The 24,681-nt window shown below is 61.7% G+C and carries 23 protein-coding genes; 6 read left to right on the top strand and 17 right to left on the bottom strand.

The window, feature by feature from the left end:
* Window positions 1-22: 22 nt before the first annotated feature.
* Window positions 23-1,936 (bottom strand): fumarate reductase/succinate dehydrogenase flavoprotein subunit, encoded by a 1,914-nt coding sequence (locus ACYVL5_RS06805; protein ID WP_460594801.1) that lies wholly within the window; start codon window positions 1,934-1,936, stop codon window positions 23-25.
* Between the two features lie 10 nt (window positions 1,937-1,946).
* Entirely contained in the window at window positions 1,947-2,603 is a 657-nt protein-coding gene (locus tag ACYVL5_RS06800; protein ID WP_460594800.1) for a succinate dehydrogenase cytochrome b subunit, read from the bottom strand.
* A 438-nt stretch (window positions 2,604-3,041) separates the two neighbouring features.
* On the opposite strand from ACYVL5_RS06800, the gene tgt reads away from it, so the two are divergent.
* The 3 genes from tgt (at window position 3,042) to mazG (ending at window position 5,562) form a co-directional block, all read left to right on the top strand.
* On the top strand, window positions 3,042-4,148 hold the full coding sequence (tgt, locus tag ACYVL5_RS06795; RefSeq protein ID WP_460594799.1) for a tRNA guanosine(34) transglycosylase Tgt: 1,107 nt from the start codon (window positions 3,042-3,044) through the stop codon (window positions 4,146-4,148).
* A gap of 6 nt (window positions 4,149-4,154) precedes the next feature.
* Window positions 4,155-4,553, top strand: a complete 399-nt coding sequence (locus ACYVL5_RS06790) for a c-type cytochrome (protein WP_460594798.1) — start codon at window positions 4,155-4,157, stop codon at window positions 4,551-4,553.
* Between the two features lie 220 nt (window positions 4,554-4,773).
* Window positions 4,774-5,562, top strand: coding sequence for a nucleoside triphosphate pyrophosphohydrolase (mazG, locus tag ACYVL5_RS06785; protein WP_460594797.1), 789 nt, complete (start codon window positions 4,774-4,776; stop codon window positions 5,560-5,562).
* Window positions 5,563-5,811: 249 nt separating this feature from the next.
* Here the strand turns inward: mazG and ACYVL5_RS06780 are convergent, their stop codons facing one another.
* Window positions 5,812-6,381 (bottom strand): methylated-DNA--[protein]-cysteine S-methyltransferase, encoded by a 570-nt coding sequence (locus tag ACYVL5_RS06780; RefSeq protein ID WP_460594796.1) that lies wholly within the window; start codon window positions 6,379-6,381, stop codon window positions 5,812-5,814.
* Window positions 6,382-6,602: 221 nt separating this feature from the next.
* Window positions 6,603-8,177, bottom strand: coding sequence for a murein biosynthesis integral membrane protein MurJ (murJ, locus tag ACYVL5_RS06775; protein ID WP_460594795.1), 1,575 nt, complete (start codon window positions 8,175-8,177; stop codon window positions 6,603-6,605).
* A 339-nt stretch (window positions 8,178-8,516) separates the two neighbouring features.
* Between murJ and ACYVL5_RS06770 the strand changes: the two genes are divergently transcribed.
* The 3 genes from ACYVL5_RS06770 (at window position 8,517) to ACYVL5_RS06760 (ending at window position 10,582) form a co-directional block, all read left to right on the top strand.
* The gene (locus ACYVL5_RS06770) at window positions 8,517-10,010 is read left to right on the top strand and encodes an oligosaccharide flippase family protein (RefSeq protein WP_460594794.1); all 1,494 of its coding nucleotides are present in this window, start codon (window positions 8,517-8,519) and stop codon (window positions 10,008-10,010) included.
* Between the two features lie 111 nt (window positions 10,011-10,121).
* Complete coding sequence (locus tag ACYVL5_RS06765; protein WP_460594793.1) at window positions 10,122-10,352, top strand: type II toxin-antitoxin system HicB family antitoxin; 231 nt, start codon at window positions 10,122-10,124, stop codon at window positions 10,350-10,352.
* The gene (locus ACYVL5_RS06760; RefSeq protein ID WP_460594792.1) at window positions 10,352-10,582 is read left to right on the top strand and encodes a type II toxin-antitoxin system HicA family toxin; all 231 of its coding nucleotides are present in this window, start codon (window positions 10,352-10,354) and stop codon (window positions 10,580-10,582) included. The genes ACYVL5_RS06765 and ACYVL5_RS06760 overlap by 1 nt, the downstream gene beginning before the upstream one ends.
* Window positions 10,583-11,020: 438 nt before the next feature.
* On the opposite strand, the gene ACYVL5_RS06755 is transcribed toward ACYVL5_RS06760, so the two are convergent.
* The 13 genes from ACYVL5_RS06755 to trpA all read right to left on the bottom strand — a co-directional run bounded on the left by ACYVL5_RS06755 (window position 11,021) and on the right by trpA (window position 24,508).
* Window positions 11,021-11,320, bottom strand: a complete 300-nt coding sequence (locus tag ACYVL5_RS06755) for a type II toxin-antitoxin system RelE/ParE family toxin (protein ID WP_460594791.1) — start codon at window positions 11,318-11,320, stop codon at window positions 11,021-11,023.
* Window positions 11,317-11,508: an addiction module protein gene (locus ACYVL5_RS06750; RefSeq protein WP_460594916.1), complete on the bottom strand. Its 192-nt coding sequence runs from the start codon at window positions 11,506-11,508 to the stop codon at window positions 11,317-11,319. The genes ACYVL5_RS06755 and ACYVL5_RS06750 overlap by 4 nt, the downstream gene beginning before the upstream one ends.
* 454 nt (window positions 11,509-11,962) lie before the next feature.
* Window positions 11,963-13,138 (bottom strand): class II aldolase/adducin head domain-containing protein, encoded by a 1,176-nt coding sequence (locus ACYVL5_RS06745; RefSeq protein WP_460594790.1) that lies wholly within the window; start codon window positions 13,136-13,138, stop codon window positions 11,963-11,965.
* A gap of 10 nt (window positions 13,139-13,148) precedes the next feature.
* Window positions 13,149-14,888: an aldehyde ferredoxin oxidoreductase family protein gene (locus ACYVL5_RS06740; protein WP_460594789.1), complete on the bottom strand. Its 1,740-nt coding sequence runs from the start codon at window positions 14,886-14,888 to the stop codon at window positions 13,149-13,151.
* A 102-nt stretch (window positions 14,889-14,990) separates the two neighbouring features.
* The gene (locus tag ACYVL5_RS06735; protein WP_460594788.1) at window positions 14,991-16,064 is read right to left on the bottom strand and encodes a mannose-1-phosphate guanylyltransferase; all 1,074 of its coding nucleotides are present in this window, start codon (window positions 16,062-16,064) and stop codon (window positions 14,991-14,993) included.
* A 243-nt stretch (window positions 16,065-16,307) separates the two neighbouring features.
* Window positions 16,308-16,673 (bottom strand): glycosyltransferase family protein, encoded by a 366-nt coding sequence (locus ACYVL5_RS06730; protein ID WP_460594787.1) that lies wholly within the window; start codon window positions 16,671-16,673, stop codon window positions 16,308-16,310.
* A 14-nt stretch (window positions 16,674-16,687) separates the two neighbouring features.
* On the bottom strand, window positions 16,688-17,521 hold the full coding sequence (gene rfbD / locus ACYVL5_RS06725; RefSeq protein ID WP_460594786.1) for an SDR family oxidoreductase: 834 nt from the start codon (window positions 17,519-17,521) through the stop codon (window positions 16,688-16,690).
* 181 nt (window positions 17,522-17,702) lie between these two features.
* Window positions 17,703-19,883, bottom strand: coding sequence for an LPS-assembly protein LptD (locus tag ACYVL5_RS06720; protein ID WP_460594785.1), 2,181 nt, complete (start codon window positions 19,881-19,883; stop codon window positions 17,703-17,705).
* A gap of 53 nt (window positions 19,884-19,936) precedes the next feature.
* A complete protein-coding gene (locus ACYVL5_RS06715) occupies window positions 19,937-21,211 on the bottom strand; it encodes a bifunctional folylpolyglutamate synthase/dihydrofolate synthase (protein ID WP_460594784.1) in 1,275 nt (424 codons plus the stop codon).
* A gap of 152 nt (window positions 21,212-21,363) precedes the next feature.
* A complete protein-coding gene (locus ACYVL5_RS06710) occupies window positions 21,364-21,699 on the bottom strand; it encodes a cupin domain-containing protein (protein WP_460594783.1) in 336 nt (111 codons plus the stop codon).
* A 109-nt stretch (window positions 21,700-21,808) separates the two neighbouring features.
* Entirely contained in the window at window positions 21,809-22,438 is a 630-nt protein-coding gene (locus ACYVL5_RS06705; protein ID WP_460594782.1) for a LysE family translocator, read from the bottom strand.
* A 281-nt stretch (window positions 22,439-22,719) separates the two neighbouring features.
* Window positions 22,720-23,568, bottom strand: a complete 849-nt coding sequence (gene accD / locus ACYVL5_RS06700; protein ID WP_460594781.1) for an acetyl-CoA carboxylase carboxyltransferase subunit beta — start codon at window positions 23,566-23,568, stop codon at window positions 22,720-22,722.
* A gap of 136 nt (window positions 23,569-23,704) precedes the next feature.
* Window positions 23,705-24,508: a tryptophan synthase subunit alpha gene (trpA, locus tag ACYVL5_RS06695; protein WP_460594780.1), complete on the bottom strand. Its 804-nt coding sequence runs from the start codon at window positions 24,506-24,508 to the stop codon at window positions 23,705-23,707.
* Window positions 24,509-24,681: the final 173 nt, after the last annotated feature.

Raw genomic sequence — 24,681 nt, 5'->3', positions numbered from 1 at the left:
CCATGGCTGTCGTGATGGCTCATTATTTGTAACTCCTTACCGCCAGATGGACGTTCTCGAACGTCAACGGCTCCTTGTGCAGTTCGGGTTCTTTGTCGACACCTTTGAACTCCCAGGCGCCCACGTAGCAGTAGTTCTCGTCGTCACGCTTGGCCTCGCCGTCCGGCATCTGGTGCTCGACACGGAAGTGGCCGCCGCAGGACTCGTTCCTGTGGAGGGCGTCGCGGGTCATGAGCTCGCCGAACTCGAGGAAGTCGGCGACGCGGCCGGCGTTCTCCAGCTGCTGGTTGAGCTCCGCACCGGAACCGGTGACCTTGACGTTCTTCCAGAACTCCTCGCGCAGGACCGGGATCTTCTTGAGGGCGTCCTTGAGGGACTCCTCGCTCCTGGCCATACCGACGTTCTCCCACATGATCTTGCCCAGTTCGCGGTGGAACTCGGAGACGGTCTTCTTCCCGTTGATGGAGAGGAGCTTCTTCTGGTTGGCCAAGACGTCCTCGATCGACTTCTTGCACTCGGGGTGGTCGGCGGTGACGGTGCCCGGCTTGGTCTTGGCCAGGTAGTTCGCGATGGTGTAGGGAATCACGAAGTAGCCGTCGGCCAGACCCTGCATGAGGGCGGAAGCGCCCAGGCGGTTCGCGCCGTGGACCGAGAAGTTGGCCTCGCCCAGGACGAAGAGCCCCGGGATGTTGCTCTCGCAGTTGTAGTCGACCCAGAGGCCGCCCATGGAGTAGTGCGGAGCCGGGTACATACGCATCGGCTGCTTGTAGGCGTTCTCGTCGGTGATCTTCTCGTACATCTCGAAGAGGTTGCCGTAGCGCTCGCGGATGGTGTTCTCGCCCACGCGCTTGATGGCGGCGGAGAAGTCGAGGTTGACACCGCGGCCGCCGGGGCCTACGCCACGGCCGTCGTCGCACTGCTCTTTGGCGGCGCGGGAGGCGATGTCACGCGGAGCGAGGTTACCGAAGGAGGGGTACTTCCTCTCCAGGTAGTAGTCGCGTTCTTCTTCCGGGATGTCGTTCGGGTGACGGTTGTCCCCCTTCTTCTTGGGAGCCCAGCAGCGGCCGTCGTTACGGAGCGACTCCGACATGAGGGTCAGCTTGGACTGGTGATCGCCGGACTGCGGGATGCAGGTCGGGTGGATCTGGGTGTAGCAGGGGTTGGCGAAGAAGGCGCCTTTCTTGTGGGCCTTCCAGGCGGCGGTGACCGAGCAACCCATGGCGTTGGTGGAGAGGTAGAACACGTTGACGTAGCCGCCGGTGGCGAGCACCACGGCGTCGGCGGTGTGCACGCGGACCTCGCCGGTGATCAGGTCGCGCACGGTGATCCCTTTGGCCTCGCCGTCAACCACGACCAGGTCGAGCATCTCGCAGCGCGGGAACATCTTGACGGTCCCGGCCTTTACCTGGCGGGAAAGGGCGGAGTAAGCGCCCAAAAGGAGCTGCTGGCCCGTCTGCCCCCTGGCGTAGAAGGTACGGGAAACCTGGGCGCCACCGAAGGAGCGGTTGTCCAGGTAACCGGCGTAGTCGCGGGCGAACGGAACGCCCTGGGCGACGCACTGGTCGATGATGTTGTTGGACACCTGGGCCAGACGCCAGACGTCTGCCTCACGGGCGCGGAAGTCGCCACCCTTGATGGTGTCGTAGAAAAGACGGTAGATGGAGTCGCCGTCGTTCGGGTAGTTCTTAGCGGCGTTGATACCGCCCTGGGCGGCGATGGAGTGGGCGCGGCGGGCGGAATCCTGGTAGCAGAAGGCTTCCACGTTGTAGCCGAGCTCGCCGAGGCTAGCGGCGCCAGCGCCACCGGCCAGGCCGGTACCGACCATGATGATCTTGTATTTACGTTTGTTGGCGGGGTTGACCAGCTTCAGGTCGAAGCGATGCCTGTCCCACGAGGTCTGAATCGGTCCTTTCGGACATTTTCCGTCGAGTATCACTTGAAACCCCCTATTTCAGTGCGCCGACAAGAATGGCGGCAGGAATCGAGATGTAAACCAGCATCAGGAAGGCAGAGACGACCTTGCCGCCGGTGCCGAAGACCGGAATGGTCTTGTCGTTGTTCCACCCCATGGTCTGCAGGAAGCTCGGGATACCGTGGGAAAGGTGCAGGAACAGCATGATCATCGCGAAGAAGTAGACCACCGCAATCCCGGCGTTGGCGAAGCTGGTGGAAACCATCTTGAAGACGTCCGGGCGGTTGACGGTGTCGAGGCCGACCACCACGTCCGGGGTGAGGTGCATGGTGAACTGGGCCAGGTGGTAGAGGATGAACAGGGCCAAGAGCAGGCCGGTCCAGATCATGTTCTCGGAGGCGAAGTTCGCCTTGAGCTGCTTCTTCACGGCGTAGGCGCCGGGGTTGGCAGCCTTGTTCTCCAGGGTGACCTGGACGCCGTAGCAGATGTGGACGGCAATGGCCGACAGCATCACCAGGCGGAAGATCCAGACCAGCGGCGGAAGGCTGTGGAGGTGCTCGGCATACGCATTGAGCGCGCCGAAGAAAATGGTGGTGTTGCCGATCATGTGGATCAGTACGAACAGGATCAGCAACTGGCCCGTGATCGACATCAGGATCTTTCTACCTACGGTGCTAGTAAGTATTCGCATGTTTTTGGTCCCTTTGCGTTTTGTGAATCGAGTGGGTTTGAGTCTTCGGTTTGCCTTCGCTATGCAGGGGCAAAACCTGCGGTCCTTTTGGACTCGCCGTTCCGCTCTAACTGGGTGGGGGTGCCCGCCATGGGCTCAATGTCTGCATGCCATATCTCTCCTTATTCACTTATGAATTCAACACCAGGCTGAGCGTGATTGTGCATATGAACCGGAGACCGATACTCGGCGCATATTAAATGCCGTTATAGCAAAATGCAACTGTTTTTTGTATACAGTACACATTTAATGTACCCCCTTGAACCTCCCCTCCCCCGCCAGTACCGATAACGACGTTCTGAAATACTCGGGGGACCGTGGCGGTTGCATTTTATGCCTTCCTCTGTTAAGAAAGTCGGTGGCATAAGCAAAAAATTACCCTGTTGAGACGGAAGGTTCATGATATTCAGACTGCTCAAGAAGGACGTTAAGACCCAGGCCCGCCGCGGCACCGTGTACACCCCCCACGGCGAGATCCAGACCCCCATCTTCATGCCGGTGGCGACCCATGCCGCCATGAAGGCGATGACCCCGCTCCAGGTCCAGGAGACCGGCGCCCAGATCATCCTCTCCAATACCTACCATCTCCATCTGCACCCGGGCGAGGCGCTGGTCCAGAAGGCCGGCGGACTCCACCGCTTCATGGCCTGGGACGGCCCGATCCTGACCGACTCCGGAGGTTTCCAGGTCTTCTCGCTCCCCAAGAAGCGGATCACCGAGGAAGGGGTCTTCTTCAAGCACGAGGACACCGGCGAGGAGATCTTCCTCGACCCGGCCCGGGCCATCGGCATCCAGGAAGCGCTCGGGGCCGACATCATCATGAACTTCGACGAGTGCATCCCCTACCCTTGCGACAAGGCCTACGCCCAGCGCTCCACCGAGAAGACCCTGCGCTGGGCCAAGCAGTGCAAGGAGGCCCATACCAGAAAGGACCAGTACCTGTTCGGCATCGTGCAGGGGAGCGTCTTCGAGGACTTAAGGAAGCACTGCGCGAAAGAGCTCGTGAAGATGGATTTCCCCGGCTACGCCATCGGCGGCGTTTCGGTCGGCGAGGGGCTCGAGCTTTTGAAGCAGGTGGTAGGCTACACCGCGCCGCACCTTCCCGAGGACAAGCCCCGCTACCTGATGGGGGTCGGCCTTCCCGAGGACATCCTGGAGAGCGTCGAGCGCGGCGTCGACATGTTCGACTGCGTGATCCCGACCCGCTACGCCCGGAGCGCCACCCTCTTCACCAACCGCGGCAGGATCCGGCTCACCAACAAGAACTACCGCCGCGACTTCTATCCGATCGAGCCCAACTGCGACTGCTACACCTGCCGAAACTTCACCCGGGCCTACCTGCACCATCTCTTCACCGCCAACGAGGTGCTCTCCGCCATCCTGGCCAGCATCCACAACGTCCATTTCTACCTCAACATGATGGCCGAGATCAGGCGCGCCATCGAGGACGGGAAGTTCAAGGAGTACAAGGAGAACTTCCTCGCCTCCTACCTGAAGGGGAAGTAGCGTGGGATGGAGGATGGAGGTCAAGACCGCCCGAGGTACGGCAAGGCGATGAAGCGGCTATCGCGTGCCATACTGCTGGCGGCGCTGGTGGCGCTGGTGGCAAGCGGCTGTTCGAAGCGCCAGGAGAAACAGGCCGAAGAAGCTCCTCCCCAGGTGCGCGAGCACGAGCAGACCGGCGAGGAGATCTTCAACGAGCGCTGCCGCGACTGTCACAAGGTGGGCGATAAGGGAGGGCCCGCCGGCCCCGACCTCTCCGCTGAGGGAAGCAAGCGCGACCGCGACTACCTGGTTAGAGTAATCAGGGAGCCCGCCAAGCTCTATCCCGGCACCATCATGCCCCCCGGCGACCGCCTGACCGCCAAGCAGATCGACCTTCTGGCCGACTACCTTCAGGACCTAAAATGATTTCCATCCCCACCCCCCTTATCCCCTCCCCCCTCATACCCTCGCCCCTTTAGGGGAGAGGGTGGCCGAAGGCCGGGTGAGGGCGAATTCGCCTCTAACCCCATCCCTCACCCCCGCCCCTCTCCCCCAGTGGGGGCGAGGGGAGAAAAAAACAGGGGAGAGGGTGGCCGAAGGCCGGGTGAGGGCGATTTTAAGCTTCCGCTTTTCTTTGGAGACCGCTATGAAAACCACTCAGCAAAGATTCGACCGCCTCATGGAAATCATGCGCAAGCTGCGCGCCCCCGGTGGATGCCCCTGGGACGCCGAGCAGACCCACACCTCCCTGAAGCGCTACCTCATCGAAGAGGCCTACGAAGTCATCGAGGCGATCGACAACGGCGACGCCGCCCTTTTGAAGGAAGAACTGGGCGATCTTCTCCTCCAGCCGGTCTTCCACGCCGCCATCGCCGAGGAAACCGGCGCCTTCACCATGGACGAAGTCCTCGACGCCATCAACGACAAGCTGGTCCGCCGCCATCCCCACGTGTTCGGCGAGGAGGTCATCGAGAGCAGCGAGGCCCAGGTGGCCAACTGGGAGAAGATCAAGAAGCAGGAGAAAGGGGTGGAGAGGAAATCGGCATTGTCGGGCATCCCACCCGAGCTCCCCGCGCTGATGAAGGCGCAGAAGATCACCGAGAAGGCCGCACGGGTCGGCTTCGACTGGGAGCACACCGACCAGGTCTACGCCAAGGTGATGGAGGAGTTGCACGAATTCGAAGAGGCGATGCTGTCAGGGGACCAGCAGGAGATGGAAGCGGAGCTTGGGGACCTCCTCTTCGCCATCGTGAACCTGGGGCGCTTCGTCTCCGTCGATCCGGAGGAGGCGTTGCGCAAGACCATCGCCCGGTTCACCAAGCGCTTCAGCCACGTCGAGGAGAGCCTCCACGCCCAGGGGAAGGCGATGCAGAATTCGACGCTGGAAGAGATGGAGGTCCTGTGGGAAGAGGCGAAGAGGCTGGAAAAAGACTGAAAAAACTAATATTTTCCCGGGACCAAATTCTTATCCACATCTTCTGTTGAAAAGGTGTGGATAACCATGTTGAGAAATAGAGAAACTTCCGCTTTTTAAGCACTTTCCACGTTCTGCATAATTATTGGCCACGCAGGTTATCTTATTTATTTTCAACAACTTACACCCCACGCCTCCCACCGGCCCCACCGGAGACGGGTAAACAGTTAAAGCATACCAATGAGGCAAAAGGGCCGGTGGAAAAACTGTTTATAACCTACCTAAAAATCGCGGTTTCAAGGCGCCTCGCCCATTAAAATCCGCGCCTTCCATGAGGAGAAGATCCTTTTTGGAGGAAATGCCTCCCGGAGCGGTGAAGCCGGTGAGTTGACCGTTACCTGCGAGCACCCGGTGGCAGGGAATGATAACCGGCAGACGGTTCCTTGCCATCGCTCCTCCGATGGCCCTAGCCCCCTTCGGGGAGCCGCAGGCGGCCGCCACTTCCCCGTAGCTCATCACCTTACCGTACCCGATCCCGAAGACCAGGTTGTAGACCCCTTTCTGGAAGCTGGTGAAGCCGTCCAGATCGAGCGGCAGGTCGAAGGCAACCCGCTCGCCGGCGAAGTAATCCTTGAGAAGCTTGGCGCCAGCCTTGGTGAGAGGGCTTTCCCCCCGGGCGGAAGGATAGCATTCCGCCGCCCAGGCCCGAGCCTCCTCTTCCGTAGAGGTACCAAACGGCAGCCGGTGGTCCACCAGCCCCGCATCGCTCGCCGCCAGCACCCCGAATCCCGCCGCAGTCTCGTATATAGAATATGCAGTAACCTCGTTGCTTGCTCTCATCACGTCTACCTCTCTGGTACCCCTTTCCAATATTCCCTCGCCCCTTTAGGGGAGAGGGGCAGGGGTGAGGGAGGTTTTAAAACCTACCCTCACCCGGCCTTCGGCCACCCTCTCCCCCAAAGGGGGCGAGGGTTTTTTTAATGATCTATCTAAACCATTTTACTTCATTTGAGGGGGACAACGGAAGGAAAGTTAGCGGGGTAACCCCGCGTAATCCCGCGTCAGGCAGCACTTTTCAGCAGTTTTTTGCGTGCGAGCCCCAGCACGTCCCTGGCCTCCTCACACGCAAGCAGGTGGGCAATAGCGAGGAAGATCCCGATCCCGGTCACGACCGCGCCACCGAGCACGCCCACCTTCAGCAAGCGCCCGCCGGTCTGGGACCAGTCGATCAGCCCCACCATCCAACGGACGGCAAGAGCCATGGGAGCCGTGGCAACGACACCCTTCAGCGCCGAAACCATAATGGCGCGCCCGCCGAAGTGCCCGATCTTTCTCCTGAGGAACCAGAGAAGAAGGAGCATGTTCCCCAAGGCCGACAGCGAGGAGGCGAGCGCCAGCCCTCCGTGCTTCATCGGCCCCATCAAGGCCAGGCTGAAGAGCAGGTTCAACGCGAAGGCCGCGAAGGCGGTTATCACCGGGGTCCTGGTGTCCTTCAGCGCGTAGAAAGCGGGAACCAGCACCCGCACGAGGGCGACGAAGGTGAGACCGAGCGAGTAGTAGAGCAGCGCGACGCCGCAGTTCTGCGCCTTCTGGTAGTCGAAGGCACCTCCCATGAACAGCAGGGAAAAGACCGGCGTGGCACAGAGCATCAGGCCGGCCATGGCCGGGATGGTGATGAAGAGGGTGAGCCGGACGCCGTAGTTGAGGGATTCCTTGAGCGCATCCATATCGCCCACCGCGGCCTGCCTGCTCATGGAGGGAAGAACGGCCTGGGCGACGGAAACGGTGAAGATCCCCTGCGGGAATTCGAAGAGCCGCTGGGCGTAGTAGAGATAGGAGACGCTCCCCTCGGGAAGCATGGAGGCGAGGACCGCGCCGACGGCGATGTTGAGGTAGTAGACCCCGACGCCGAAGACCGAGGGGCCCATCAGCAGGGCGATCCTCTTGACCGCCGGGTGCCGGTAGTTGAAGTTGAGGCGGATCGGGAACCCCTTCCGGTACAGGACGGGAAGCTGCAGCAGGAGTTGCACGATCCCCCCGATCAGGACGCCGACCGCGAGCGCGACGATGGGGACGTCGAAGCGGGTGTGCAGCACCAGCGCCGCCGTGATCATCGAGATGTTCAGAAAGACCGTGGAAATGGCCGGGGTGAAGAAATGGCGGACCGTGTTGAGGATCCCCATGCAGAGGGCCACTAGGCTCACGAAGAAGATGTACGGAAACATGAGCCGGTTCAGCAGGATGGTGATCTTAAGCTTCTCCGGATTGCTGGCGAAGCCGGGGAACATGGCGTGCACGATCTGCGGGGCGAAGATGATGCCGATGACGGTGATGGCGGCCATCACCAGGGTGAGGATGGTAAAGCAGACGTTGGCGAGTGCCCGGGCCTCATCCTCCCCCTTGTTGGTGTACCACTCGGAGAAGGTGGGGACGAAGGCGGAAGTCAGTGCCCCCTCGGCGAAGAAACGCCGGAGCATGTTGGGGATCTGGAAGGCGGCGAAGAAGGCGTCCGTGTAGAGCCCGGCGCCGAACAGGCGGGAGACGACCATGTCGCGCACCATTCCCATGATGCGGGAGAGCATGGTAGCCGCACCGATCACCCCGGCGGCACGCGCGATGTTTTTCTTTTCCGACACTAGGCACCCCGGTCCCTAACAGGCTATAAGTCCGGGAATCTACCACAGAGAGCCGGAAATTGCCAACTCGAACGGTGGCACAGGCCACGTCTCCCTCACCCGGCCTTTGGCCACCCTCTCCCCTGAAGGGGCGAGGGTATAACTCTGCACCTCCCGTGGAAGAGGACCAAGCCATTTCCCCTCGCCCCCCCGATTTTTACCTCCACGGCGAGAATGCCAGCCAAGCCCCATCCCGAGGAGTAACCTTCACTTTGACAGCCGACACCCCGTGGTGATATTCTGCACCGTTCACCCGCTTCAGCCGCGGGTCCAACGGCATTCACTCCCGGAAAAGGCATCATGAATCCTCTGAAAAGACTTGCCAAGCAGACCGCCATCTACGGCTTGAGCAGCATCGTCGGCCGCCTCATCAACTATTTCCTGGTCCCTCTCTATACGCGCATCTTCCTGCCGCAGGAGTACGGCATCGTCACCGAGCTCTACGCCTATGCGAGCTTCCTGATGATCCTCTGCACCTTCGGCATGGAGACCACCTTTTTCCGCTTCTCCGAGACCGACCATCAAGATGACAAGGTCTACTCGACCTCGCTTTTGCCGGTAATCGGCGTCAACCTCCTCTTCATCGCCCTCGGCATCGCGGGCTCCTCCTTTATCTCCGACCAACTCCACTACAACAATCACCCGGAGTACATCGTCTACTTCGTGCTGATCGTGGGGCTTGACGCCATCGCATCGATCCCGTTCGCCCGGCTGAGACAGCAGCACCACGCCGTGAAGTTCGCGACGCTGAAGCTCGTCAACATCATGATCAACATCGTCTGCAACTTCTTCTTCCTGCTCCTTTGCCCCTACCTGGTGGGGCACGGCTACCAGCTTCCGGCCGCGCTCTATCATCCCGGTGGCGGGGTAGGATACGTCTTTTTGTCGAACATGATCGCGAGCGCGACGACGCTTCTTATCCTGTACCGCGACGTGATCGCAGCCAAGTTCGGGTTCGACCGCCAGCTGTTCAAGGAGATGTTAGGGTACACCCTGCCGCTGCTCTTGGCGGGGCTTGCCGGGATGGTGAACGAGACGCTCGACCGGATCCTGCTCCGTTTCCTGATCGTGGTGCCGGCGGGAGCGGGGGATGCGGCCAAGTACGTGATGGCGCAGATCGGTATCTACGGGGCGAACTACAAGGTTTCCATCCTGATGACGCTGTTCATCCAGACCTTCCGCTACGCCGCCGAACCGTTCTTCTTCGGCCACGCGAAGGAAAAGGGATCGCGGGAGACCTTCAGCAAGGTGATGACCTACTTCGTCATTTTCGGGCTCGCCATCTTCTTGGGCGTGATGCTGAACATCGACATCATCAAGCACTTCATCGGCAGGAAGTTCTATCCGGGGATCGGCATCGTCCCCATCCTGCTCCTGGCGAACCTGTTCCTCGGCGTCATCTTCAACCTGTCGATCTGGTACAAGCTGAACAACAAGACCAGCTACGGCGCCTACCTCACCATCTTCGGCGCGATCGTCACCATCGGCTCCAACATCGTGCTCATTCCGCGGATGGGGTATGCGGGTGCCGCCTGGGCGACCTTCATCTGCTATTTCCTGATGATGCTCCTCTCCTACTTCTGGGGGCAGAAGTACTACCACATCGACTATGAAGTCGGCAAGATCGGCTGCTACTTCGTCTTCGCGATGGCCATCTTCTTACTGACCAAGCTATGGCCGTTCCATGGCGGGGTGGTGATGTTGGCCGCCAACAACGCCCTCTTCGCGCTCTTCGTGGGAGTGGTCTTGTATCGGGAGAATCTCTGGCAGTTGGTGGTAAGGAGGAAGGAATAAAAGGTCAGCCACGTTGGCTCGGTGGCCATTTTCAGGACGTATGATAAATGCGAAGGCTAGCTTGCCTTTTGACTACTGCCCTCGTATACTCCCGGTGAAGGAGACAATTCCATGGAACGAATCATCAACGTCCACGTTGAGAAGCTACCGGAAGGATTTTATCTGGTGACCTCTGATGAGGTCCAGGGGCTGGTCGCTCAAGGGCGAACCGTTGCCGAAGCCATGGAGATTGCCCGAGATGTCGCACGCCGGCTAATCGAGGCGCAACTAGAGCGCCGTGAAGTTGCTTCCGGAACAGAGTTAGCCGAGTCTTTCGACCTTCCGCTAGTTATCGGCTCCTGATGGGAAGATTATCCGGGTTCCGCTACCGAGAGATCGTTGCACGCCTAAAGCGGTTTGGATTCGCATTTGACAGGCAGGCAGTTGGCAGTCACGAGATCTGGTTCTGCGAAAAGTCTGGGCGATACACCACCATTCCAAACCACGCTGGAGAGATGCCGGAGGGCACTCTCCGAGCAATTCTGCAACAAGCTGGCATCACCCCAGAAAGATTCCTCAACAACCGCCCTTAGAGCCTTTCATCCTCCACTCGGGGTGGTCCCTTAGTTCCTGCATTTCTTTAGCTCCCATCGATAAACCTGCTACGAAGTCAACGTTTCAACCTGCCAACATTGCTTGCTACAGAGCTGCCCCTTCTGCCCGTCCGTCAGTTCTTCCCGTTCCAGGAATTGCCCCTTTCCATACATTATTATAACTTACTCCAGGCCTCGCCACTCAATGCCGCAGCAGATAATGTGGTGCAGGACTCGTTAGGGGGAACTATATAGATCCTCCGTTTCTTTGTCAAAGACTGATCTCATGAACTAAAGGAAAGAGTAAAAAGAAGACGGGTTTCGCAGAGGGGGCATGCCAGGGGATAGAAGATGGGGGGGGGAGACCAATTGCTGGTTCCTTAAAGCTGCACTTCTAGGCGGAGAGTTTCTCCTCGACGACTTAGGGTGAGGGAGCTATCAGCTTTCTCCTAAGCGTTTTCGAGTCCATGCCGGGTTTCTACGGCAGTCCAGGACGGCGTACACCGATACCAAATCAACATCCAATTTGTAGTAGATCGCGAAGGGAAAATGTTTGGCGAGCATGCGGTGGTAGGTACCAAAGAGAACAGGATGGATGCCGGCGAGTTCCGGCAGCAATTCTATGTCATCAAAAAGGGAATCAAGGAACCTTCGTCCGAGTCCAGCCTCCTGCTTTTCATAGAAGCGGAATCCGTCGATCAGGTCTTGCGCGGCTGCGTCAAGAATCCTGATGTTCACTCGCATTCTTCCCTAATCCTCGTTTTAGCGGCACTCCAGTCGCAGAACCGAGATTCTCCTGCCGAAAGACTATCCTCTCGTTGAGCCAGGATCGAGCCATGCCATTCAGGGGACTCAATTCCATCCGCATGCCGGCATAGATCGTCCCAGAGGGACTCCATTGCCTCAATTTTTTCTTTTCGGGTCATCTTCTCAATCGGAAAAGATAGCGGCATACCTAATACCTCTCAGAGCGGTTTTAGCAGATCTCGTGCTATTTTGCTGGCAACTTTAACTATACCTGTCTTTGATGCGGTAAGCCAGACCCATCAATCTTAGCCCCTTTCCCGGCGTCGAGGATGCTTGGGTCGTTGAGATGAGACGACAGCATGATTATGTGATTGGAGTTGAAGGCCAGTCTCTGGACACCCTGCGCCATGAGCGCCCTGACGTCATGCGTCCGTCCCTGGCTTTGCGCCACCGTCAGTGCCGCTGAAATGCCCCGCAACGTATTGGGAAGGGACAGGTACACCGGCCGGATTTCTTCCTTATAGGCGATGTGCTCTTCACCCTTATCGGCCCGGTTGGAACGGGCGCGTGCGGACAGGCGAGTACCTACGTCTTGCCTAGATTTTGCCTGGATTGTGGGTTTACAAGGGCAGCTTAGCGGAGGGGGGAGGAGAGTGATTGATCGAACCTGCGGAAGTATTCGGAACGGCAGAAGTTCTCGACGTCCACCATGGCGGCGAAGGCATCGCCGAAGCGCTCGCCGATGGTGAAGACGCCATGGCCGTAGACGATGGCGCTGCCGGTGCGGCCGATGACGGGGGGGACCCGTTTCGCGAGCCCTCCGGCACCGATCTCACCGGCCACGACCGGGGTGCCTCCCAGGTAACGGACGTGAGGACAGTCCTTCCAGCAGTCGGTGATGGTGCAGTCGCTGGTCTCGCACAGCATGCTCATGATGACGGCGAACTTGGGGTGGCCGTGGAGGATGACGGTCGCGCCGGTCTCTTCGAAGATCTTGCGGTGGGCCAGGAGCTCGCTGGAAGCGGTGATGCCGGTGGTCGAGGTGTTGTCGGTGGGAACGGGATCGATGCAGCCGGCCAGCTCGTCGAGGCTCGCCGCGGTCTGGGAGATGTAGATGAGCTCGCCGGCCTTGGCGGAGATGTTGCCGAAGAAGGAGTCGACCAGCCCCCTTTCCACGGTATAGCGCCCTACCCGCTCGATCTCGTCCAGGATGTCGTCCCGGTGATCGGAAAGCTCCTCCCGGAACGCGAGCCCCTCGGCGGAAAGCGGACGCAGCCACTCGTTCCGGAAGGTGTCGAAGCCCTCCCGCTCGCCCGGAAGCCTGAATCCTTCCGCGAGCAGGTCCTGGAGGTACTTCACGAAGGTTGAGTGGAAGACGGAGGAGTAGTTGATGTAGGCCTGCTCGATGGTGATGGCGCCGACCGACACGATCCCCACTCCTTCCACGATGACGCCCTTGCGGCTTCCCAGCAGGCGGGCGATCTGGGCGGAGGGGTCCTCGGCCAGTTCGTCGCGGCGCAGGAACGGGATGTCGTGCAGGAAGGTCCTCGTCTCGGTGTCCTGGGGTAGGATGGAGGTTTCGTCGCTGGCCGCCCGGCCGATCAGAAACTCGGCGAAGGGAAGCGACGGGCGCGCGACCACCAGGGCGAGTGAATTCAGTTTGGACAGGATGGCACCGGCCAGGGCGGCGAGGTCGTCGGCACCGGCGGTGAGGAGGATATCGTCCTGGGCGGCGATGGCGATCCGGTCGGCGGACGCCGAACGGTCGGAGACGAGCTTGGCGGTATATTTGGCGATTTGGTCTTTCATTTCTATACCGTCACGGCTGGCACTCGAGGAAGGAGCGGTCGACGAAGGTGCCGTCTTCGTTGAGGCCGCGGATGCGGTAGTACTTCTGCAGCTCTTCTTCGAATCGCTCGCGGTCGATGGGGGGAACGTCGATCCCGTCCCCGGAGGTGCCGGGCTCGGTGAAGAAGCGTTCGGGGAGCTGGTCGTCGGCCAGGCTGAAGCCGTTCTCGCAGTTGTAGAAGCGCTCGGTGAGGTAGATGCGCTCGCCGATCGCCTTCAACGACTCCGGGCCGTACTCCACGCCGGTCACCGCCGAGAGAAGCTCGCCGTACTCTTCCAGCGTCGCGCCGAAGAAGGCGAACTTGCAGGCGACCAGGGAGTCGACGGCGGCGTTGATGTCCTCGGCGATCTTGATGATGCGGGCCTTTCCTGAGAAGGAGAAACGGTCGGTGGGGACCGGTTTTCTCAGGATCTCGTGGGAGATGGGATAGGCCCTCAGGTGGCAGCCACCGCGGTTGGAGGTCGCGTAGGCGAGCGCCATGCCGTAGGCGCCGCGCGGATCGTAGGCGGGAAGCTCCAGGGACTTGACCGTCATGGAGAGCTCGGGGCGGTGCCGCTGCTCGGCGAACTTCCGCGAGCCGAGGCTCAACAGGAGCCCTTCGGCGCGCCTGAAGGCGATGTCGTAGAGAAGCCCGGGGACCTCCTCGACGGCGGGGAACCTCCCCCGCTCCTCGCCGAAGGCGGACAGGGTGGCGGCGGCCGAGATGGTGTCCATCCCGAGCTCGTTGCAAAGCGAGTTGGCGCGGACGATCGAGTGGAGATCGGAGATCCCGTTGAGGGCGCCGAAATGATTGACGGTCTCGTACTCCGGAAGCGGCTCGTGGTCGGGGGTCGCCTTCTTGCACTGGATCGGGCAGCCGTAGCACCCCTCCTTCTTGGCGTGGAATTCCTTGCGGATGGAGGGGCCCGAGTAGTTTCCGGAGTCGGCGAAGTAGGTGGACTGGAAGTTGTTGGTGGGAGCCATCCGGCGCTGCGCCATCAGGTCGACCAGGGCCGGGGTGCCGTATTCCGCGATCCCGAGTTCACCGAAGATGACCGGCGAGGCCCGGAACAGACGCATGACATCGTTGCGGGCCTCGTTGAAGCGTTCGGAGGCCGCGATCGCGACGGGAGCGGTGCCGTTGACCGTGATGGCCTTGAGCCCCTTCCCCCCCATCACGGCGCCGAGGCCGCCGCGGCCGATGGAGTTCCCCTCCCCCATCATGATGTTGGCAAAGAGGACGCCGTTCTCGCCGGCGGGACCGACGGCGGCGACACTTCCTTTCCCCTGCAGGAGAAGGACCGTCTCCTTGATCCCTTTTCCCCAGAGCTCGCCGGCCGGGCAGAGGGAGGCGAGGTCGCCGTACACCGAGAGATAGACCGGTTCCTTGCTCTTGCCGGTGATGAAGATGGCGTCGAGCCCGCACCCCTTCAGGCGCCAGGCGAAACGCCCTCCCGCCGAGCAGTCGTAGATGGTGCCGGTAAGGGGGGAGCGGGAGACACACGCCATGCGCGCGGCGGTAGGCGAGGAGGTCCCGCAGAGAGGGCCGACCGCGAAGATGAGCGGCATCTCCGGGTCCATCGGATCGAGCCGGAAATGCTCGCGCATCAGGCGCACGCCGAGGCCGCGGCCACCGAGGTAGGCATGCAGCAGATCAACGGGGATCTGCTCGCGATGGCATTGCCCGGTGGTCAGGTCGACACGCAGGATTTTTCCGGTCCAACCGTACATAGTAAAGGCCTCATCTCCCCTTGCCGAAAAACCGCCCTCACCCGCCCTTCGGGCACCCTCTCCCCCAAAGGGGCGAGGGTATTACTCTTACGGACGAAGGGCCTAGAGGTAGCCGGTCTCTCCGCGCTTTTCCAGCTCTTCTACTACCTTCTTCACATCCTGGGCGGCGGACTTGGAGCAGACCATGATGGCGTCGGGGGTGTCGACCAGGATGAGATCCTTTACCCCCACGAAGGCGACCAGCTTGCCGTTACCGCTGGCCAGGCACCCTTCGGAGCCGATGGAGACCGAGCCGTGGGAGTTGATCACCACGTGCCCTTCGGCATCCCCCTCCATGACTTCGGGGAGGGCACTCCAGGAACCGACGTCGCTCCAGCCGAAGGAGGCGGGTATCACCTGGACGTCCTCCGCCTTTTCCATCACCCCGAAGTCGATCGACTCTCCCTTGATCCCCGCATAGATGGCTTCGATCTGCGGCTTCAGGTCGGAGATCTCCCAAACGTCGTCACCGAAGGTCAGCTTGGCCAGCGCGGCGCAGAGTTCCGGCATGAAGGCCCCGATCTGGTCGAGGATGGTGCAGGCCCCCCAGACGAACATCCCGCTGTTCCAGAAGAAGCGCCCGGTGGCGAGAAATTCCATGGCCCTCTCAAGGTTCGGCTTTTCGACGAAGCGGCGCACCGGGATGGCGCGTCCTTCTCCCTGCCCCTCGGCCTCGATGTATCCGTAGCCGGTCTCGGGCCTGGTGGGGGTGATGCCGAGGGTGACCAGGGTGCCGCTCTCGGCGACGGAGCGGGCCTGAAGGAGGGTGCCGCGGAAGACTTCCTCGTCGAGGATGTAGTGATCGGCCGGGAGGACAGCCATGATGCCGTCGGGATCGAAGCGGGCGATGAGGGAGGCGGCGAGGCCGATGGCCGGGGCGGTATTGCGTCCCACCGGCTCCTCGATCACGTCCACCGGGACTCCCGTTATGTACTCGAGCTGCTTCCTGGTCTCGGCGGCCTGCAAGACGTTGGTGACCACCATGATCCGCTTGGGATTCATGGGGAGCACCCGCTCCACGGTCCGCTGCAGCATCGACTTCCCGCCGAACACCGACATAAGCTGCTTCGGTGTGCTCTTGCGGGACAAGGGCCAAAACCTGGTGCCGGATCCGCCGGCAAGGATGACGATATACATGTTGCCCTCCTGGGATAGCATTCGAGTCTTCATAAGGACAGGGGTGAGGGTTGAGCGCAGCCCGCCCTTTATACCCTCGCCCCTTCAGGGAAGGGGGTTGGCCGGAGGCCCCTCTTTATTCCCTCGCCCCTTCAGGGGAGAGGGTGGCCGGAGGCCGGGTGAGGGAAGGTTTTGCCTTTGCCCCTCCGGCTCCGCGTGGGCACGGGGTGCCCACCCTACAGAAGGAGTGGGGGAGTTACGCGGTTAGGCGATCTGCGACCCGTTCGGCTCCACACGGTGATAGTCGTCCTGGAACCGGACGATGTCATCCTCGCCGAGGTACTCACCGCTTTGCACCTCGATGATGACCAGCGGGATCACTCCGGGGTTCTCCAGCCGGTGGCTGGCCCCGATGGGAATGAAGGTGGACTCGTTGATGTTGATGATCTTGACCTCGTCGCCGCAAGTGACCTTGGCGCTTCCGGAGACCACTATCCAGTGCTCGCTCCGGTGGTGATGTTTCTGCAGCGACAACCGCTGCCCCGGCATCACTTCGATCCGCTTGATCTTGTATCCGTTGTTCTCGTCAAGGACCGTGTACTTGCCCCAGGGGCGCTCTCCGCTCTCCATGCTTCCTCCGGATGTTATTTGTTGGGACGCAGCTCAAGGTAGCGCTTGAGCGCCTCCTGCCAGGGCTGCGGCGTGAAGCCGGTATCCTGGATAAGCCTGGCGCAATCGAGGGTGGAATAGAGGGGACGCGCCGCAGGACGACCAAGTTGTTCGGTGCTCATGGCGTTGACGGTAACCTCGACGCCGGCGAGGCGGAAGATCTCCTTCGCAAAGCCGTTCCAGGAAACGAACCCGGAGTTGGCGGCATGGTAGATCCCCGTGCAATTCTTCTCGACCAGGGCCTTGATGGCCCGGGCGAGATCGTAGGTCCAGGTGGGGGACCCGATCTGATCGTCGACCACGCTCAGCTCTTTCCGGTCGGTTGCAAGCTTCAGCATGGTCTCGACAAAATTCTTGCCGGCGTGGCCGTAGAGCCACTGGGTGCGGACGATCAGGTGGTCGGGGGCCAGCGCCGCGTTCATCTCGCCCGCCAGCTTGGACTCACCGTAGACGCTTAACGGCTGGGGGAGGTCGTACTCCTCATAGGGAGAGCCCTTGCTCCCGTCGAAGACGTAGTCGGTGCTGACCTGCACCAGCTTGGCGCCGAGCTCACGGCAGAGCATGGCGAGAAAGCCCACCCCTTCACCGTTGACCTGCATGGCGGTCTCCGCGTTCGACTCGCATCCGTCGACGTCGGTATAGGCGGCGGCGTTGATCACCACCTTCGGCTTCAGGGTCATCAGCACCCGCTGGACGGAAATGAGATCGGTGATGTCGATCTGGTCGACATCCACCCCGCGCGCGGCGTCCCCGTAGAGGGCCATCAATTCCTGGCCAAGCATGCCATTGCAACCGACTACCAGTATCATCAATCCTCCAAACAACACAAAAACAGGTTCTATGTTCTATGTTCTACGTTAAAGACATCTATCGCCACGTTCGGGTTCGCCTTCCTCGCCGTTAACCTGGAACGTAGAACGTGGAACCTGGAACGTGACGTTATTAGATACACCGTTAAAAGCAGTTATGTCAACATCTTGTGCCCGCGGGCTAGAAGGCCCGGATGGGGCCAGGGGAACCGACGCCATAAAGGGTGAAATTGACCGTGAACTCCTGGTTGCTGGAGACCAGGGTGCTGCCGACGCGGTCGGCGTAGGCGGCGATCACGCTCCAGCACTGGCGCTTGTACTCCAGCGAGTAGCGGGACTCGAGGAAGGCGCCACGGTCGAAGGAGTAGCGCCCGAGGACCGAGGCGATGATCTGCCTGGTGAGCGGGAAGGAGAGCCGTCCCTCCATGTACTCCAACTGGTCGCGCGAGGCGCGATAGGAGATCCCGGCCTGGCTGGTCCCCTCTCCTTTCCAGTCCATGGAGATGTCGAAGGAGGAGAAGTTGTTGTCGACCGGGTTGTACCGGGTGTCCAGCCCGAAGGCGACATCCTTTACCGGGTTCACCCTTCCCTCCACCCAGAGGTCGCCGAGATGGTGCCCGGGGTCCACCAGGGTGAGCAGGTCGCGGGGAACGCTTTGGGCCGGGATGGAACCGGTGGCGGGAACCTCGCGGGCGAACTGGCCGCTGATCTGGTAGAGCTGGGAGAGGCGCAGCGAAGCGAGATCCCGGTACTCAGGGGTGCCATCGGCCGCGGTCGATTTCCCGGTCAGCACGTTGGAAAGCGACCACCCCACGCTATTCTGGGCCAGCACACGGTCCTCGTAGTCGAAGAAGGGGAGGTCTTCGTCCCCGCGGCGCTGCACCCACCCGTACTCAAGGGAGGGAATCAGCACGTGACGATAGGTATCGCCGTAGACCCGCTCCAGGGGGAGGGAGAGGACTGCCCCTGCGTCCGCCTGGCCGAGTTCCTCGAAGCCGTCGTCGGCCTGGGCGCCGTAGATGTTGTAGAGCCGCTGGCGGTATCCGCCATAGAGTGACAGATCGAGGCCGGCGGGCTTGGCGTACCAGGTCGCTTTGGGGTGGAAGACCACCCGTTCGCCGGTAGTGCCGACGGTGCGCTGGAAGTTGACGAAGCTCGAGTCCATGGAGAGGAAGAAGGGACCGACCTTTTCACCGGCGGCGACGAACGACAGGGAGGGGAAGCGCTGGATGGTGGCGTCGTTATTGGAGGCGACCAGGTCCTGAGTATAGCGGACCTCGCCGCTTACCCCGTAACGCTCCCAGCGGTGATCGAAGAAGATGCTCGACTCGAGGAGCTGCCGGTTGTAATCGCCGGCGATCTCGCCGTAGTCGAGATAGTAGGAGCGATCGGTGATCAGGTGAATGCTGGAGGCAAACATGGTGTTGGGGGAGACGACTTCCAGGTGCCTCTGGTCGATCTCGCCGCGGGGGCGGTCGGCCTGGGTGTCGTAGATGCCGAAGGTCTGGAAGCGCCCTTCGCCCCCCTTGGGACGGGCATACCGGTAATCGACGGCAAGACCCGCGCCGCGTGAGCTCTCGAGGTCGAGACCGAAGGTAACGTCCTGGCTCTCGCTGACGGCCCAGTAGTAGGGGATCTGGATGTAGTACCCCTTCTTGCTCGAATGGCCGGGTTTCGGCATCAGGAGGCCGGACTGGCGGTCGGTCTTGACCGGGAAGATGAGAAACGGGCTGTAGAAGATGGGGATGTCACCGGCGTAGAAGACGGCATCCCGGGCGGTGGCGAAATCGTCGAGGGTGACGTCGATCTTCCTTGCCTGGAAGTGCCAGCTGGGATCGTCGCCGTCACAGGTGGTGAAGCTCCCCTTCTCCAACCGGTAGCTCTCCTCGCCGGTCTTTTCGAGCTTCTCCCCGCGCACGTAGAAGTTGCCGCGCTTGATGAAGAGGTCGCCCGGGGTCATTTCCCCCGTCTCGGAAAGGAGGTTGAGGGAGAGGCGGTTCCCCTTGAGGGTGTCGCCGCTTCTTTCCAGGAGGATATTCCCTTGCGCCAGCGCATCGCCGGAGTTGCGGTTGTAGGTCACCTGGTCGGCCTGGAGGGAAACGCCATCACGAACCATGCGGACGTTGCCGCTGGCGCGGTAGGTGTCGGATTTGGTGTCGAGCTGCAGGTCGTCGGCCTGGAGAGTCACCTGGCGGGGATCGGCGGAAACGGCGCCGGGGACGGCGGCAGGCGCGGCGCCAGAAACTTTGGCGGACGGCGTCGCCGGCGTAGCGCCGGTGGACGGTGTCGCGACATCGGCACCCCATGCCGGCGCCGATACCAAAAGATAAAAAAGGAGCCAGGCGGCTCTGCGAACTATCATCGCTCTCCTAAAAAATCCACACCCCGCACGGGGTACACGGCGCTCCCGGGGTACTACCCGCGGAAGGCCTCAAAAGGTCGCGAAAGGAGATGACCGCGCGCTTCCCCTACCGTAAAGAGCGAGCCGCAGACGACGACCAGGCCGTCCAGGCCGGCCAGTTCCCGCGCCCGCTCGACTCCCTCAGCTACCGAACCGCCGACTTCCACCGCGGCACCTTGTCTGCGGCAACTCTCCGCCAGTTCCGCCGCCGGCAACGCCCGCTCCAGCGCGGGCGACACGGTAACCACGAGATCGGCCAGCGGCAACAGGGCCTTCAACAGCGGTTCGCGTTCCTTGTCCGCCATCACCCCGATGACCATGACGAGTTTACCACGGGGTACGTCGGCCAGCGCGTCGGCCAGGGCCTCGGCTCCCGCCGGGTTGTGGGCGCCATCGAGAAGTATCCGGGGCTCCCCGTCGAACATCTCCATCCGGCCGGGCCAGGACGCGTTCTCCACGCCACCGACCAGGGCGGCGCGCTCAATGGGAAATCCGATCGCCGAGAGCACCTCGGCGGCGGCCAAGGCGGTGGCGGCGTTGCCGCTCTGGTAGCGCCCATGGAGACCGGGGACCACCTCGTGCAGATCCATCCCCATACCGCGGTACTCTAGCTTGCCGGCTTTCCAGCAGGCGTCGAAGTCGGTGCCGCAGCGGTAAAGGGTGGCGCCGATCTCGGCGGCCTTGGCGGCGATGGCCTCTTCGGCGACCGTTATCTGCCGGGCGGAGACCAGCGAGGTCCCCGGCTTGCAGATGGAAGCCTTCTCGGCCGCGATCTCGGGCACCCCCTCCCCCAGGTACTCGACGTGATCGAGGGCTACCGGGGTGATGACGGTGAGCAAACCGTCCAAGACGTTGGTGGCGTCACGGCTCCCCCCCATCCCCGCCTCGAAGACCGCGATGTCGACTCCCTCCTCGGCGAAGTAGAGGACCGCCAGGGCGGTGATCATCTCGAAGAAGGTGGTCTCCGGCGGAGCGGCCGCCATCACCCTCTGGGCCAGGCGAACCACCGAATCCTCGGAGATCTCCCGGCCGTCGATGCGGATCCTCTCGGTGAAGGAGATCAGGTGGGGGGAGGTGAAAAGACCCGTGCGGTAGCCGGCGGTGGTGAGGATGGAAGAGAGGAAGGAGGCGGTGGAACCTTTGCCGTTGGTCCCAACCACGTGAACCGTCGGCAGGTTCTTCTGCGGGTCACCCAGCGCGGCCATCAGCCTGGATATCCTCTCCAGCCCCGGCTTGATGCCGAATCGACCGAGGGCGTATATGTGGGAGAGGATTTCGGCGTAGGTCATGACAGCGGGCGATTATAGGTAAAGACAGGCCAAATGTCTATAACGTCTTCCCCTTTCCGGAAAGGCACCGATCTTCACCGATGTAAAGTCCCCCTATGGAAAAGGGGATTTAGCCTTTCTCAAAGGGAGGAATTCCCGCGGGAGTTAGGCCGTCACGGATGGTGCGCGGTGAGATTGAGGGTGACCATGACGAGATATTCCTCACCGGTATTGCGGTAGGAGTGCAACTCCCCCGGATCGATGCCGACCACGGTCCCCGCCTCGAGGACGAGATCCTTCCCCGCGACATGGGCAGTCCCGCTTCCGCTCAATACGAGCATCAGGTGGCCGTACCGGTCCACGTGGGGGCGGAATTCGCCGCCCGGCTCGACCCGGGTGTACACCGCCTTGGTATCGCCATCCAGCAGAGTTCTACCCCATACCCCGGTGGTCAGGTTGGCACGCACCGGCTCCCAGGGCAAATCGTCCAGCTTCGCGTTAAAGCTCATCTACACCTCCTCGGGCTAGCATCAACCCTCACCCGGCCTTCGGCCACCCTCCCCTACTTAAACACCCCTCTCCCCCATCGGGGGAGAGGGCCAGGGTATATTTACTCAATTACCACCGTTCGGGCCAGGCGAGCCTCAGGCCGAGGGCAATGAGGACGGTGCCGGCAACCTGGCCGATGCGTCCCTGCGAGGCGGAGGAGCGCTTGATCCAGCGGCCGATCTCGCCGGAGAGAAAGGCCACCGTTCCGAAGCAGATCATGGTCAGCACGACGAAGGTGGTCCCGAGGGTCAGCATCTGCAGGGCGACGCCTCCCTTCTCGCGCTCGAGGAACTGCGGGAAAAAGGCGAGGAAGAACAGGGCGACCTTCGGGTTCATCACGTTGGCCAGGATGCTCTGGCGGAAGATGACCCGGCACTCGAGACGGGCCAGTTTGGCGTCGGGAGAGAGGGCCGCCCCGCTTCTGAGCATCCTGACGCCGAGGTAGATGAGATAGGCGGCACCGGCCAGCTTGATGCAGGTAAAGGCGACGGACGAGGAGGCGATGAGCGCCGAGAGTCCGACGATGGCGAAGAAGGTATGGACGAAGTTGCCGAGGGCGAAGCCGGCCGCGGCGGAAAGGGCGGCCTTCTTCCCCTGCGCCATGCCGCGGGTCATCACGTAGAGGATGTCGGGCCCGGGGGTAAAGGCGAGGATGACCGAGGTGGCGGAAAACATGGCGAGATGCGAGAGAGAAATCATGGAGGATCCTTTTTTACCCCATCCTCACCCTGTCCCTCCCCTTGAAGGGGAGGGAACGCGAGGCAGGCACTTCGTGTTTTCAGGAGGCCGAAGGCCACTCCACTAGACCCTCGCCCCCATTGGGGGAGGGTGGCCGAAGGCCCTCCGATATCCCCTCTCCCCTAAAGGGGCGAGGGGATATTGGATACAGGGGAAAACCTGCAAAAGCAAAAGGGCGCCGCCGGTGTAAACGGGGCGCCCTCGCTGGTGCTTCAGCCTTGCGGCGTTCCGGCCCCCTGCGGCTACTGACGGTACAGCATCTTCAGGATGCTGGAAAGCTGCTGCTTCATCTTGCTCCGGTCGACGATGACGTCCACCATGCCGTGGTCGAGCAGGTACTCGGCGCGCTGGAACCCTTCGGGGAGCTTCTGGCGGATGGTCTGCTCGATGACGCGGGGACCGGCGAAACCGATCAGCGCCTTGGGCTCGGACATGTTGATGTCGCCGAGCATGGCGAAGCTGGCGGTGACCCCGCCGGTGGTCGGGTCGGTCAGGATGGAGACGAAAGGAAGACCCTGCTCCTTGAGCTTGGCGAGCGCCGCGGAGGTCTTCGCCATCTGCATCAGCGAGAGGATGCTCTCCTGCATCCTGGCGCCGCCGGAAGCGGAGACGATGATGACCGGGGTGCGCTTCTCGAGCGCGCGCTCGATGCCGCGGGTGATCTTCTCACCCACCACGCTCCCCATGCTCCCCCCCATGAAGGAGAAGTCGAACACGCAGATCTCGACCGGGGTACCGTCGATCAGGCCGGAGCCGCAGATGATGGCGTCCTTGCTCCCCCCCTTGGCCACCGCGGCATCGATACGATCCTGGTAGCTCTTGGAGTCCTTGAAGTTGAGGCAGTCCACCGACACCATCCCGGCATCGGACTCTACGAAGCTCCCGAGGTCCGTCAGGAGTTCGATCCTCTTCCTGGCGGAGACCCGGTAGTGGTGGTTGCACTTGGGGCAGACGTTGAGGTTGCTCTCTATGTCCTTGGTGTAAACGGTGGCGTTGCAGCTGACACATTTGGTCCACAGCCCCTCGGGTACCTTCACCCGGGGATCGGCCGACTTCGCCTTCGGCGGATTGTCTCTTTTAAACCAAGCCATATCTCTGTCCTCTTAAGGGGAGTTCCCCATCCTTTTCGTGTTGAAAAACTGGCCGTGTTTTTTACCAGATAGAACAAGGCATGTCAAACAAAAGGGTACGCGCATTGCGCTAAGTTACGGAAATTTCTATATCTCACTAGGCGGAGGCCGAGCGGACCCCTTCTTTCAGCGCGGAAACGAAGGTGCCGAGTGCCTTGACGAGCTCGGCGCCCTGGTACTTCTCGAAGAGCTTCACCAAGGCGCTGCCGACCACGACGCCGTCGGCGTTCCTGGCCACCGCACCGGCCTGGGAGGGATCGGATATGCCGAAGCCGACCACCAGCGGCAGCGTGACGGCGGCGCGGACCTCGCTCACCCGGGAGGCCAGGGTGTCGGCCACGGAGCTGCGGGCTCCGGTGACTCCGGTCACCGAGACGTAGTAGATGAAGCCGCTGCCGAGCCTGGAGACGGTGTCGATCCTCGACTGGTCGGAGGTCGGGGTGAGGAGGAAAATGACGTCGAGGTGGTGGCGGTCGGTCGCTTCCTTCAGCTCGGCCGCCTCTTCGGGGGGAAGATCCACCACCAGCAGGGCGTCGACCCCCGCAGCCTGGGCGTCGGCCGCGAAACGGTCGGCCCCGTAGGCGAAGATCGGGTTGTAGTACCCCATGAGGAGGATGGGGACCTGGGTCCGGGTCCTGAGCCTCTTGACGAGCTCCAGGATGGCCGGCAGGGTGGTCCCCCCGGCCAGGGCGCGCTCGGAGGAGAGCTGGATGGTCGGGCCGTCGGCCATCGGATCGGAGAACGGCACGCCGAGCTCGATGATGTCGGCCCCCGCCTTCTCCAACTCCAGCACCGCCTCTTCGGTGGTGGCAAGGTCGGGGTCGCCCGCGGTGATGAAGGTCACCAGGGCCTTTTCCCCCTTCTGTTTCAAGGTCGTGAACGTCTCGGCAATCCTGCCCATGGTTGCTCCTAAGGCGCCCGCCCCGCTAACGGGAGGGGGCATCGGTGAATTGGTTAGGCCATGCTCTTCCCGGCCCGGCCCCCCCATCCTCACCCGGCGCTCCCCGCGAAGGGGAGGGAGGAACTGGCGGAGGGGAGCGATGGTGCATAGCCGGATTAGCATTTTTGCGTCGA

The sequence above is a fragment of the Geomonas sp. Red276 genome (assembly GCF_054784495.1).
Note: the sequence above shows the minus strand (reverse complement) of the source record. Positions and strands in the feature narration are given on the sequence as shown.